Below are 13276 nucleotides of genomic sequence, written 5' to 3'. Positions count from 1 at the left end.
GTTGCGTCAATTTAGCCAAAATGACCACAGAATTTGGTGGGCAAAGGTACACGGATCCGGTAGCTTAATTGACAGCACCGAAAGACCGCCATTGCTCATGGACAAGCAAGCCAAGCGAATTGAAAGTGCGCGTCTGCCGGAGAAAAGGGCGAGCAGTTTTTGATGCAAAGACATTCGTCCGCGATAAGAAGAGGTACACCATGAACCAAGAAATTGCTGCCCGTTTGGTGGAGTACCGGCTTGATGCAGGGTTAAGCTAGGAGAAGTTAGCGCAAAGGCTGAGCGTATCTCGGCAGGCCGTCTCCAAATGGGAGCGGGCGGAATCGCTGCCGGATATTGGCAACGTTTTGGCCTTGGAGGATCTTTATGACGTGACGGTGGATGAACTGTTGCGGGGGAAGGGGCCAGGAAGCCTGGAATGCAACAGCGACAACGCCGAACATTCCAATACGCTCGTATCGGCCGATCAAAGGATTTCGAATTAAACAGGGGAGGGCGAACTCATTCGCACGTTCGCGGTTGCGACAGTCATCGTTGTCGTTGTGCTGCTGCTGGAGGTGGTGGCCTTTACCCTCGCTTTCATGCCAGGTGGCTTTGCCGTGCAATCCGAGGATGATTCTTATGAGGTGTCCGCGACGTATCCGATGAAGGACCTTGTGGATAAGGATTTCTTTGCTGTAGCGCGAAGGTTGAAAATCTTTCTCTAATGAATCTAGCCCTCCACCAGTATTCCGGCAGTGCGTTTTTCGAAGGCGATACTGTCATGAATGGGCGTGCGGAACTTGCCCAGGGGCTATTGAATATGGAGGGCAGTTTCTCGCAAGCAATGGATCTGGTTCAAAATAACGGTGATTCCACCATCATTTGTCAGGGAGATGCTTCGGATACGATGCAGATTGAGGTAAATGGCGGCCTTGCCTCTGTTGGCTTGGATGCCTCTGAGGGCTGTCTGTTGCATTACGAACGCAGCGGAGGAGGGTTGATACCCTACTTTCCCGATGCGGACGCTTTCCCGGATCTTTCTCAGTCGGCGGGATCCTTCAGCGTTGGAGACGAGAAGACCGTAATCAATGTAAAGATCACCGGAGGAGCCCTGGCAGTAGGGGATAGGCTGAGAATCAAACCGGGAGAAGCGTATAAAGAGTCCAACTAACGGTGAAGCGTAGACCCATGCTGATTGGGCAGCATAATCCCATTTCAAAGTAGGAGAATTAGCCAATTCAGCTAAGGAAAAAATAGGTCATTCCAACTAATTCTTATCGGGGGAATCTAGCCACGGAGATGAATTTCTGTGGCTTTTCTTTTTCATACAGTAGCAGCGCAGTTTGACGGAGAAGACTGCAGTGTATGAAGGAGGATTCCAATGAAAGCTACCGGCTGGGAGCAAGAGGAGGAGCTGCGGGGGGCAAGCGCCTTATGCAACCTTTTCGCCAACTTTCTTAACACTAAGATTTCTGTGGGAGACGCCGAATATGCAACGGGGCTCATGGAGGCGCTCGAGGGCCTTTGGGCTTCAAGTGCCCGTCAAGAGGATTCCGCTCTCGGAGCGGCAGAGGCCTCGATGGATGAAAGCCTTCTTGCGGCCGCAAAAGCCGCTATGGCAACTGATGCAGTGGCCGCCCAAGAACGACTGGCGGTGGAGCGCACTCGCTATGTGCGTGGGCTTCGCGCCGGCAATTCGGTCAAGCCTCCGTTCGAGTCGCTATATCTGACGGAAAACGATTCTCTGGAGGAAATAGCGTCGGTGGCAGGCGCTTACCGCGTTGCAGGATTTCAGCTGACCGAGGAGTTGTTGAACCGCCCCGATTCCCTTGCCACTGAGTTGTCCTTCCTGGCTCAACTCTTCGGCGAAGCCGCGCAGGCAGTTTCAAGGGACGACATAGAAGCCGCCCATGCTTTGTGCCAGGAGGCGGGCAAATTCACTCGAAATCATCTTGGCAAATGGGGGCCTTCCTACTGCGAGCAAGCGGCAGAGGCGACCGACAGCGAACTATTCCGTCTTGCGATGATTCTAATGGGAGATTTCATCAAAAGCCTAACTGAAGAAGAGGAGGGGAAAGGGAAAACCAACTGCAACTAGCAATAGGGATAGAAAGAAGGAAAAGAGAGAGGACAGGTTATGGAAGGAACGAAAAACAGCGTCAGTCGTCGCAGCTTCTTCAAGGGGAGCATGGCGCTGGCGGCTGCAGGGCTGGCTGCGGGCGGGCTAGCAGAAGCTGCCCCCATCTTCGCCTATGCCGAGAGCAATGAAAGCTCCGGTGAAGTGGTACGCAAGGGCCATTGCGCCGGCTGCTTCTATGCGAAGTGCACGCAACTCTACCATGTGAAGGATGGGGTGCTCACCTACGTTGAGGGCGATCCGGATGGCTTGTACAACAAGGGCAAGTGCTGCGTGCGCGGTGCCGCGGCTCCCATGCGCGTCTACAACCCTTATCGCATTAAGACCCCCATGAAGCGCACCAATCCCGAAAAGGGTCTTGAAGTGGATCCCGGTTGGGTGGAGATAAGCTGGGACGAAGCTCTGGATGAAATTGCCGAGCGGCTCATCGCTGTCAGGCAGGACAATCCCGCGAAGCTGATTTACCTGCCGGGCTTCCCCAGCTGGCATTTCCCCATTGTGGGAGCTGGTTGGCCCTTTGCCACGGTTTTCGGCACCCCCAATGTAAAGAGCGCCACTGGTTCGCTTTGCTCCGTGCATTTGGCGGCGGCTCACGTTCATGGCGAGTTTGTCCAGACCTCCGAGATGAATTACGCCAAATATGTTCTGTGCGTGGGCGCCACAGTGGGCCCGAACCACGGTGTTGCCGACGCCGGCACCGATTTCATCATCGACAAGATTGAAAATGGCACCCGCATGGTGGTGGTTGACCCCCGCTGCGGCATAGAGGCCTCGCTGGGAGAGTGGGTTCCCATCAAGCCGGCCACAGACCTCGCTTTCCTGGAGGCGGTCACCCACAGTATTCTGTTCGAAGTGGGCAAGTACGACGAGTGGTTCGTGAAGAACCGCACCACCGGCCCTTACTTGATGGCGCCCTCTGGCGACGACTACATGCGCGATCCCGCGACGAACAAACCGCTGGTGTGGGATTCTGCCGCCAACGGCGCGAAAACCTTCGACGATCCGACAATTGGCGATTTGGACTTCGCGCTTGAGGGTACCTATGAGGTGCAGGGGCAGGCGGTGCAGCCGGCGTTCCAGTACCTTCTGGACACTGTGCGCGAATACACGCCGGAATGGGCGGAGGAAATAACCACCGTGCCCGCCAGCACCATTCGCCAGATCGCCGCCGACTTGGTGGAAAACGCCCAGATTGGCGCCACAGTGGAAATCAACGGCCAAACGCTGCCGCTGCGCCCGGCCCACGTGAATCCCTCCCGTGGCTGCACCTGCCATCGTGATGGCCAGGCGGCCTTCTGGATGGCCATGGTCATCAACGAGCTGTTGGGAGCCATTGCCGTTCCTGGCGGCAACACTGTCATAAATTACAACGGTCACTGCCTGCAGCCGGACGAGGATGGCGTGGTTATTTCCGAGGCTATTGCCAAGAATAGCCGTAGCCCCTATTACGAGTGGCGGTACCCGTTTGACGCTCTGGACGTGCCGGAGCTCATTCCCTACTCCTACTGCCCGGGTAACCGCTACATTTGGACCCTTCTCGATCCCGAGAAATACCACGTGGACTATATGCCGGACATGTTCATTGGCTTCGGTTGCAGCCTGTTCTCGAAGGGCGGCGACCCGGCGGTCATCGAAGAGGCTCTGAAGAAAATCCCCTTCATGGTGCATTACACCTACGCCGAAGACGAGATGGCCATGCTCTCCGACATCGTTCTGCCGGACTTGACCAACGTCGAAGCCGACGTGTTTTACGAGAATTCCGCCTATCGCCCTGGCAACGGTAACGTGGGCCGCAGCTACGTGGGCCACAAGCGCATCATCGAACCGCTCTACGGCCAGCCGAACCCCGATGACTTCTTCCTCCAGCTTGCGGACAAAGTGGGCTTCTTGACCGGCAACGGCATGAACTGCCTGGAATTCGCCATGAACAAGCGTTGGCAGATGAAGCCGGAGTACGAGTTCGACACCTCGCGCGCCTATACCATCAACGAGATGCAAGAGCTGCGCATGAAGAACGTCTTCGGCCCCGATGCCAGCTGGGACAAGCTGGCCGAGACCGGCTACTACGAAGTGATGCTGCCGGAAAACGAGCAGTACAACTACTCCATGTTCCCGGGCAAGACCACCCGTCATCCCCTCTACAACATTGCGGTGGTGAAGGGCCTGAAGCAGCTGAAGGCCGGCCTGGCGGAAGCTGGAATCGAATACCCCCTTGGCCAGGAATTCATGGACGATTACGAGTTCTACGCGAAGGGATTCCCCAGCTGGAAACCCACCCCGGTAATGACCGCGGGCGACGATTTCGACCTGAACGGCGTTGTATTCAAGATTCCCCAGTTCCTGTTCGACGTTGCCGGCTGCGTGCAGAACCCGATGCTGGTGGAGACGGCGCTCACCGACAGCCTCCAGGGCAAGATTCTCATCAACCCTGTCACGGCGGAGCGGAAGGGCTTGGCCGATGGGGATATGGTGTATGTGCAGAGCCAATACGGCACGGAAATTGGGCCGTACCCGGTGAAGACGACGAATTTGGTGCATCCCGATGCCATGGCTGTGGCGGGCGGCAATGCCAGGTATTCCGCAAACCTTGATCCTCTGGTGAAACAGCATGTGAAGTACAACAAGCTCATGTCCACCGCCTATGAAGCCGTGGATGTGCTGTCGGGCGGTCTGGAAGTAAGCCCCGCCGTCAAGCTGATCAAGGCCTAAGCGGGAGAGGAGGACGATATGAAATTGGGAATGGTCATCAAGCCATCGCGCTGCATTGGTTGCGACGGTTGCACGGTTTCCTGCAAAACCTACAACGCCTTGGGGCCGAATGTGGTTTATCGCAAAGTGCATAAGTTCGAAGTGGGGAAATATCCCAACGCCAAGCGCGCTAGCTTCCCCGCTCTTTGCAACCACTGCGAGAATCCCGCGTGCGAAAAAGTATGCCCCACCGGTGCCACCTACAAGGACGACAAAGGACGCGTGCAGGTGGATCCCGACAAGTGCATCGGCTGCCGCATGTGCATGGGCGCCTGCCCCTATGGGGCTCGCACCTTCAACTGGGGGCCGCAGCAGAGCTACTTCCCCCACTCTGAAGCAGGCAACGTCATAGACGAAGCGGTGGCGCCCCGCCATCGGGTGGGCGTGGCCGAGAAGTGCACCATGTGCAAGAACCGCACCGACGAGGGGCTGGATCCGCTGTGCGTGCACAACTGCCCGGCGCGGGCATTGGTGTTCGGCGACTTCGACGACCCCACGAGCGAGGTCTCGAAACTGGTGGCCACTGGCAGGACCTACACGCTCCTTCCGGAAAAGGGCACTCTGCCGCAAGTTCACTATATGGACTAGGAGAAAAGCAATGGAAAAGACATCTTCTGGATTCAAGGCGCTCTGCGGCGCACTTGGCTTGATTGCCGCTGCTGGTGTGGCTGTGTGGATTTACCAGCTAATGGGCGGCCTTGCGGTGACCGGCATGAGCGACGGCACTTCGTGGGGCCTGTACATCACCTGTTTCATGTTCTTTGTGGGCCTTTCTGCCGGCGGTCTGATTGTGGCTTCCTCGGCCAGCGTGTTCCACATCGAGGAGTACAAAAAGGTTGCGCTGCCGGCCATCATCCTGTCGACGGTGTGCATCTGCTGCGCCGGCATGTTCATCTTCATCGACTTGGGCGGCATACAGAATGTGTGGCGCATGCTGGTGGGGCTAAACTTCATGTCGCCGCTGGCTTGGGACATGATCGTCATCACGCTGTACCTGATAATCAACATCATCTATCTGGTCATGATGACTTCCAAGAACCTCGAGACTCGGTCCAAGGTGCGCATCGTCTCCCGTTTCGCGCTGCCGGTGGCCATTCTGGTTCACTCGGTGACCGCATGGATCTTCGGCCTGGAGATTGCCCGCGACGGCTGGTACACCGCCATTATGGCGCCGCTGTTCGTGGTTTCCGCTATGGACTCCGGCCTGGCGCTGCTGCTCCTTGCACTGGCGGGGCTTCAGAAGGCCGGTTGGTTCACCGTGGAGAAGAAGCTGTTCTCTAACCTTGCCGGGCTTTTGGCCACCTGCGTTGCCATCGACGGCTACATGGTGGGTTGCGAAGCCCTCACCATGGCCTACCCCGGTGCCGAAGGGGCGGATATGCTGGCCATCATGACCTCCGGTGCCACTGCCCTCTTCTTCTGGATTGAGCTGATAGTGGGCATTTTGGTTCCCTTCTGCATCCTGGTGTTTGCGAAGAACCGTCAGAAGACGGGAATGGTGGTCTTTGCCAGCGCCTGCGTTGTGGTGGGCGTCTTCTGCAAGCGCCTGTGGGTGCTGCTCACTTCTTTCGTCGGGTTTGCCGTCTCTACTCCGTTGGGCGTGATCGGCGGCGCGGAGGTTTGGGAGGCCACCGTGGGTTACTCGCCCACCTGGGCAGAGTATGTGATAGTGGCTGGCGTTTTTGCCCTGGGCACGCTGGCCTTCCTGATCCTTTCCAAGAAAATGCTCGGAGGATCCAAGAAGGCAGCAGCGGCCGGTTCTAAGGATCCTGCTCAGGAGGCTTTGGACGGCTTGGTGACAGAGGGGGCCGCCTCGTAAGCGCCTGCGGGCAAATGACATAACGAAAGCTTGCACCAAGCGCCTCTTCGGGGGCGCTTGGCAATGCTTTTACTGTGGTAGGATTTTTTGAAGCCAGTGTTTCGCAAGAGAATGCGGTAGACCGTCCGAGCCTGCCGTAGGAGGGATGGGAAACCATGGGGGAAACGATTCACGGGGGTGCCATTTGGGGCTCGGTCAAAAAATCGGATCTGCTGGCGGGTGTTGCCCTGGCGCTTCTGTTCGCAGCGTTTTTTCGGGCATTGGTGGGAGCCACGACGTTTCGCTCGATGGGCGAAGTGGGCTTTCTCATTGGGGCCAGCAGCGCTTTGGCGTTAGGCCTGCTAGTGGGAATTACCACCGCATTGCCGGCACGATTGCCGGCGATCCTCGCTGCTTCAATGGCGGCGGGTGCTTTGGTGGATTCGCTTGTGGCTGTTGTCATAGGCCGGGCGAGCACCGTTGCGCTTACGCTGGTGCTCGTATTGCTGGGGCTTGCGGCTCTGGCGGCCTATTTCGCTATGACAAGGAAGGCCGAGGGCTTAGAACAATTCGCTAGCCGTGCTCCATTGTCCTATAAGCTGCTCGCCTTCCCTTTGGGCTATCTTCTTCTGCTGGTGGTGGCAATTGGAACGGTGTTTGGCTGTGTTTTCATGGTTCATGTAGGGGGACTCAATAAGGGGCTGTCGCAGCTGGGGTTTTTCGTGGGCTGCATTTTCGCCGGCGCAGTGGTGCTTGGCCTGCCCTGTCTTACAAAAACGCGGCCGCTTGAAGTTTTGGCGAAGGCAATGCTGGTCTTTCTAGTTGCGGGGCTTTCTTTATTCCTGCTCTTCCAGGCGTCGTTTGTCTCGCTCATGATTTTGGCCATAGGGTTCTGTTGCTTTATGGCGTTGGCGCTTTGCATGGCGTTCGACTTTTACGCCACCTTCTCTTTTCCTCTCCTGCTGCCGGTTTGCTTGGTGGCGCTTTTGTTCGGTTCAATTTTGACAGGGCTTTTCTTGGGTCAGTTGCTAGTGCTCAGCGGATCGATAGAGAACTTAGATGTGTTCACCGTGGCCTCCATGGGATTGGTGAACTTAGTCACCGTGTTGGGTATGGGCACGAACCACAGCTGGGACACCTCTCGCCTTGTTGTCCAAGAAAGTCTTGCACCGCGGGAGACTGCAAGCGCTCGGGCGCTGTGGAAGGAGTCCGTGGAAGAAATGGCTCGGGAGCACGGCCTTACTCGTCGGGAGACCGAAGTGCTGGCGCTTATGGCCCGCGGCAGGAACGCTGCCTACATTGAGGAGCAGTTGGTGGTGTCGAACCATACGGCCCGTGCCCATATTCTCAACATTTATAAGAAGACCGATCTTCATTCCCAGCAGGCGGTAATCGATTCGGTAGAGCAGCGGGTGGAAGCAAAACGCGAAACTTCTGGTTCAGCTGAATCTTGATTTGCAGAGGTACGGATTAATTAGGTGTCGGGATAACGGCAGGTTGCGGAGATGCCCCCTATCCCTCTTCCCATTCGACAAGGGCGAAGTCGTCCATGTCTTGGGTGGTGTGCAGAACGCGCCAGACCGTTAGGGTGTTCGCGGAGAACGAGTAGAACAGGCGGTAGCTCCCCACCAGGAAGCTGCGGCGGTTATGGTGCTTCAGGTAAGTGTCATTGAATTCGCGCCCCAGCATTGGCTGGCCACAGAGCAAATCGAGGGCTTCCAGCAGCTGCGCATACCAGTTCTCAGCTGCTTGCGGAGAGTGAAGGACCACGCTGATATAGGTGACAATGGATTCGACGTCAAAGGCCGCGCGGGGACGGTAGACCACCTCACGCATGGGAAGCGAGCTTTCGCGCTTGTTCCAATATGGCTTCCACTCGGCTTGTGACCTCCGCTTGCGAGACCGTTTCCGGATGATATTGCTGCTCCAGCTCGGCTTCCCGAAGCTTTATGACATAGCGGTCGTGCTGACGCTGACGTTCGTAGGCTTCGCAATCGATGACCACCAGGGTGGCCTTGCCGTTCTTGGTCATGAAGATGGGCTGCTGGGAATCAGCTGCTTGTTCGCAAATGCCATTGAGATCGGTGCGAAGATCACTGATGGGGCGAATTGCAGGAACTGCGGGAGCCATGGCCTCTCCTTTCAATAGGCTAAAAATATAACATATATTGCACTAATTTTGAACTACATGAAGAGTGTATGTGGGAAGCCTCCTATGGACTATAATGCCCTCAAACATAGCCTGCCGCCGGGTGGGAAAAGCGCTTTCCGCGCGTGCATCGTTAGGCCTTTGAAGATGCTCGCACTGGAGGCGCTTTTTGTTTCCGGCCGAAATGGCGGCCCATGACGAAAGACGCACCGAACGGCGCGTGCCGAGAAAGGAATTGCCATGAAGCAATTTGTGACCGAAGAGTCCTTTTGGGAGCTGTTCCCCGAAGCGCAGATCGGCATCGTGGTGGCGCAGGACATGCGTCCGGCCGACGAGGTGGCCGAGGAAGACGCCGCCGCCATTCGCCGCCGGCTGAGCGAGGCCAATGGCGCGGCCGACCAGCACCTCACTTCCAACACCATTTCCCAGAATGAAGTGGTGGCGGTGTGGCGCGATGCCTATCAGAAGTTCAAGACCAAGAAGGGCGCCCGCTGCTCGGTGGAGAACCTGCTCAAGCGCGTGCTGAAGGGCAACCCGGTGGGGTCGATCAATCCGTCGGTGGACATTTACAACACCATTTCGCTGAAGTACGCGCTACCGATGGGCGGCGAGGACATTGACGCCATGGACGGCGACATCCGTCTGGGCATCACCGAAGGCGGCGACAGCTTCCTGGCGCTGGGGGACGAGGAAGAGGCCCCCACGTTGGAAGGGGAGCTGTGCTATCGCGATAACGCCGGCGCCATCTGCCGCTGTTGGAACTGGCGCGACGGTGTGCGCACCGCGCTTTCCGACGACTCGGAAAAGGCCTTCCTCATCATTGAGTCGGTGGACCCTGCCCGCAGTGCCGACCTGCAAGCCGCCATCGACGAGCTGGCGAAAATGATGAGCGAATACCTGGGCGCTAACATCTTCGCCAAGGAAATCATCACCCGCGAAAACCCCACTATGGTGATTGACGAGTAGCTGCCGCCGCCAAACCGGCGCCGCTTGTCCGCGGCCTTGCGATCCAACCAACCGCCCCCGGTGCTCACTCTCGCGCCGAGGGCGGTTTTGCGAGGTGGGCCAAAAACCAAAAACGCTCCTTCGGTGTCCCACAACCGCCCCACGCTGCATCGCAGCGTTGGGTATAATTTCCTGAACTGGACAAACGCAGACAGGGGAACTTATGAACAAGCAGCAGCTCGCAGCAAAAATCTGGGAGTCAGCCAATCGCATGCGCGGCAAGGTGGAAGCCAGCGAATACAAGGACTTTATCCTGGGTTTCATCTTCTACAAATATCTCTCCGAGAAAGAGGAGCAGTTTCTCCTAGATGAGGGCATGTCGGCCGATGATATGACGCAGCTCACAGAGGAAGATTGTGAGATGGTCGAATATGTCCAGAGCCGCCTTGGTTATTTCATCGGTTATGAAAACCTCTTCTCAACATGGGTTGAAGTTGGAAACGATTTCACGATTGCGCGCGTATACGATGCCCTTTCCGCGTTTAGTCGCTTGGTGAGCGCCGAGTACCAAGAGGTGTTCAAGGACGTGTTTGCAACATTGCAGACCGGCCTTAGCAAGTTAGGCGATGCGGCTTCCCAAACCCGTTCAGTTCGTGACCTCATTCACCTGGTTCAAACTATCCCGATGCGCGGGCGCCAAGACTACGACGTACTTGGGTACATTTACGAATACCTCATCTCTAATTTCGCCTCAAGCGCAGGCAAGAAGGCTGGCGAGTTTTATACCCCTCACGAGGTGTCGGTGCTTATTTCAGAGATCGTGGCCGATCATCTTCGCGATCAGAGCCAGATTCGCATCTACGACCCCACCAGCGGCTCAGGCTCGCTGCTTATTACGATAGGCGAGGCTGTAAAGCGCCGGATGGGAAACGACGACGGCATAATTTATTATGCGCAAGAGCTGATACAGTCAACTTTTAACCTCACTCGTATGAACTTGGTCATGCGCGGCATAAAGCCATCGAACCTGGTGGTTCGCAACGGCGATACGTTGGAGGACGACTGGCCTTACTTCGACGATTCCGACCCCGGCGGCACGTACGACCCCCTCTATGTGGATGCCGTTGTTTCAAACCCTCCCTATTCGCAGCGTTGGGAGCCCGAAGGAAAAGACACCGACATTCGCTTCGCCTACGGCATGGCACCTCGCTCAAAGGCAGACTACGCCTTTCTTCTGCACGATTTGTATCACTTGAAGCCTTCGGGCATTATGTGCATCGTGCTTCCACACGGGGTGCTTTTCCGTGGCGGTGAAGAGGGCAACATTCGACGCAACCTTATTGAGAATGATAAGATTGCCGCCATCATTGGTTTGCCGGCAAACATTTTCTTCGGCACCGGCATCCCCACTATCATCATGGTGTTGCGTCAGAAGCGCGATGAAAGCAACGTGTTGATTGTGGATGCCTCGAAGGGCTTCGAGAAAGCCGGGAAGAGCAACCGGCTCCGCGCCTCTGACATCCGCCGTATTGTGGATGTGGTTGATGGCCGCGTGTCTGTCGAGGGTTTCTCCCGCTTAGTGGAGAAAGAAGAGATTCGCGCCAACGACTATAACCTGAACATCCCGCGATATGTCGATTCTTCCGAGCCCGCTGCCACGTGGGATTTATATTCGACGATGTTCGGGGGTATTCCGAAAAGCGAAGTAGACCAGCTTAGCGCCTGGTGGCAGGCGCTCCCTGGGTTGCGGGCGGCGTTGTTCGCAACCGCAAACGAGCATGCGGTATCGCTGAGGGTTGATGATTTGACGCAAGCTGTGGCTGAGAACGATGCCGTCCGCGCCTACGTCCGTAACTATAAAGATGCTTTCTCGGGTCTTCGAAGGAAGCTTGTGGGTGGTTTGATTGGCAATTGGGAGACGGTGGACTCGCTGGGCGAGGAGGAGTCCATTGCCGAGGCTGTATTCGAATGCGTTGCGCCGTTCGAATTAGTGGATAAGTACGGGGCCTTTCAGGTTCTGGACGATGCCTGGAAGGACATTTCCGCTGATTTGGAGGTGCTGCAAAGCGAGGGCTTTGAGGCTGTGCGGCAGGTTGACCCTTTGATGGTAATAAAGAAGAAGGGCGGCAAAGATGTTGAGGTTCAGGAGGGCTGGGTAGGGCACGTGTTGCCATTTGATTTGGTTCAAGAGGCTCTGTTTCGCGAAGAGTTGGCGTCTTTGCGGGCGGCAGAGGGCGAGCTAGCACGGGTTTCCAGCGAATGCGATAGCCTTAAGGAAGAGCTGCCCCAGGAAGAAGAGGGCGGCAGGGCCGAGGGGGCTTCCTGCGATTTGACCGAGGAGGAGATAGAGGAGAAGCAGCAGCTGCTGTCCGTTGCTCAGAAGCAGCAGAAGGCTTTGAAGAAAGCAGTAAAGGAGCAGGCTGTCGCTTTGGGTGCGGCAACGTGCGAGGCGATGAAGACGCTGACCGACGAGCAAGTGTACGAGTTGCTTGAGAAGAAATGGATTGATCCGCTAATGAGCGCACTGGTGGATTTGCGGCAGCGGTCCATTGACGAGCTGGTTAAGAAGATAGAGACGCTGCGGGCAAAGTATCAGGACACTTATGCCGACATAGCAGGGCAGATACGCGTGGCCGAAAGGGAGCTGGACGAGATGCTGGGGCAGCTTGTGGGCGATGAGTTTGACATGCTGGGTGTCGCCGAGCTGCGCAAGCTCTTGGGCGGTGAATAGCATGTCAGAGCAGCGTAAGTGTGAAAACGCCCTTGTGCCGGCCCTTCGCTTCCGAGGTTTCACCGACCCTTGGGAACAGCGTACGTTGGGGGAGTTATTTGTCGAGAGCGAAGATCGCTCATCCGATTTGGAGATACTCTCGGTTAGTGTTGCGAACGGAATATATCCTGCGTCGGATTCCGACAGGGAGATAAATCCCGGTGCGAGTCTTGTCGACTATAAGGTGGTGCGCAAGGGGGACGTGGTATACAACAGCATGAGAATGTGGCAAGGTGCCGTAGACTCGAGTCTGCATGATGGCATTGTTAGCCCAGCTTACGTTGTGGCAAGACCGGTTTCGATGACCGCCTCTCGCTTTTTCGCAAGGTTGCTCAAGCGCCCCAACCTGCTCTGTCAATATCAGCGACGATCTCAAGGAAATTCGAAAGATACTCAGGTTCTTAAATTTGAGGAATTTGCAGAAATCGAAGTCAGCGTACCTCTCTTTCGAAAAGAGCAGGAGGCGATAGGCTCTCTTGCGGATGCTCTCGACTCGCTCATCACCCTTCATCAGCGTAAGGCGGATAAGCTTAAGACAGTGAAACAATCACTGCTTGAAAAGATGTTCCCCCGAGAGGGAGAGAGCATCCCTGAGATTCGTTTCGAGGGTTTCACTGACCCTTGGGAACAGCGTAGGTTGGGGGAGATTGTTGGCAAGACGTATGGGGGTGGCACCCCTTCGACCGATAACGAGCAGTATTGGAACGGCGCAATTCCCTGGATACAGTCTTCGAATGTTCCCGAAGA

At 56.3% G+C, this 13276-nt stretch carries 10 protein-coding genes and 2 pseudogenes; 10 read left to right on the top strand and 2 right to left on the bottom strand.

Annotation, left to right across the window (positions count from 1 at the left end):
- Positions 1 to 272: 272 nt before the first annotated feature.
- From DMP11_RS10680 to DMP11_RS04970, 7 genes and pseudogenes are all read left to right on the top strand, one after another.
- Positions 273 to 485 (top strand): annotated as a pseudogene (locus DMP11_RS10680) (helix-turn-helix transcriptional regulator); the annotation flags it as partial.
- 221 nt (positions 486 to 706) lie between these two features.
- On the top strand, positions 707 to 1153 hold the full coding sequence (locus DMP11_RS04995) for a hypothetical protein (protein WP_123185415.1): 447 nt from the start codon (positions 707 to 709) through the stop codon (positions 1151 to 1153).
- Positions 1154 to 1363: 210 nt separating this feature from the next.
- Positions 1364 to 2080 carry a TorD/DmsD family molecular chaperone gene (locus DMP11_RS04990; RefSeq protein ID WP_123185414.1) on the top strand — a complete coding sequence of 239 codons (717 nt, stop codon included), beginning with the start codon at positions 1364 to 1366 and terminating at the stop codon, positions 2078 to 2080.
- A 39-nt stretch (positions 2081 to 2119) separates the two neighbouring features.
- A complete protein-coding gene (locus tag DMP11_RS04985; RefSeq protein WP_123185413.1) occupies positions 2120 to 4828 on the top strand; it encodes a molybdopterin-dependent oxidoreductase in 2709 nt (902 codons plus the stop codon).
- An 18-nt stretch (positions 4829 to 4846) separates the two neighbouring features.
- Entirely contained in the window at positions 4847 to 5455 is a 609-nt protein-coding gene (locus DMP11_RS04980; RefSeq protein WP_123185412.1) for a 4Fe-4S dicluster domain-containing protein, read from the top strand.
- A 10-nt stretch (positions 5456 to 5465) separates the two neighbouring features.
- Entirely contained in the window at positions 5466 to 6686 is a 1221-nt protein-coding gene (gene nrfD / locus DMP11_RS04975; protein ID WP_123185411.1) for an NrfD/PsrC family molybdoenzyme membrane anchor subunit, read from the top strand.
- A gap of 155 nt (positions 6687 to 6841) precedes the next feature.
- A complete protein-coding gene (locus tag DMP11_RS04970) occupies positions 6842 to 8119 on the top strand; it encodes a response regulator transcription factor (protein ID WP_123185410.1) in 1278 nt (425 codons plus the stop codon).
- A 58-nt stretch (positions 8120 to 8177) separates the two neighbouring features.
- Here the strand turns inward: DMP11_RS04970 and DMP11_RS04965 are convergent, their stop codons facing one another.
- Both DMP11_RS04965 and DMP11_RS04960 read right to left on the bottom strand, forming a co-directional pair.
- Positions 8178 to 8501 (bottom strand): type II toxin-antitoxin system RelE/ParE family toxin, encoded by a 324-nt coding sequence (locus tag DMP11_RS04965; protein ID WP_123185409.1) that lies wholly within the window; start codon positions 8499 to 8501, stop codon positions 8178 to 8180.
- A complete protein-coding gene (locus tag DMP11_RS04960; protein ID WP_123185408.1) occupies positions 8494 to 8796 on the bottom strand; it encodes a type II toxin-antitoxin system prevent-host-death family antitoxin in 303 nt (100 codons plus the stop codon). Before DMP11_RS04960 ends, DMP11_RS04965 begins: the two co-directional genes overlap by 8 nt.
- A 258-nt stretch (positions 8797 to 9054) precedes the next feature.
- Here DMP11_RS04960 and DMP11_RS04955 point away from each other — a divergent pair, with 258 nt between their 5' ends.
- The 3 genes and pseudogenes from DMP11_RS04955 to DMP11_RS10395 form a co-directional block, all read left to right on the top strand.
- Complete coding sequence (locus DMP11_RS04955; RefSeq protein ID WP_123185407.1) at positions 9055 to 9780, top strand: B3/B4 domain-containing protein; 726 nt, start codon at positions 9055 to 9057, stop codon at positions 9778 to 9780.
- 202 nt (positions 9781 to 9982) lie between these two features.
- Entirely contained in the window at positions 9983 to 12490 is a 2508-nt protein-coding gene (locus DMP11_RS04950; protein ID WP_123185406.1) for a type I restriction-modification system subunit M, read from the top strand.
- Position 12491: 1 nt separating this feature from the next.
- Positions 12492 to 13276, top strand: a pseudogene (locus DMP11_RS10395) (hypothetical protein); the annotation flags it as partial.

It is taken from the genome of Parvibacter caecicola (assembly GCF_003725335.1).
Classification (GTDB): domain Bacteria; phylum Actinomycetota; class Coriobacteriia; order Coriobacteriales; family Eggerthellaceae; genus Parvibacter; species Parvibacter caecicola.
Note: the sequence above shows the minus strand (reverse complement) of the source record. Positions and strands in the feature narration are given on the sequence as shown.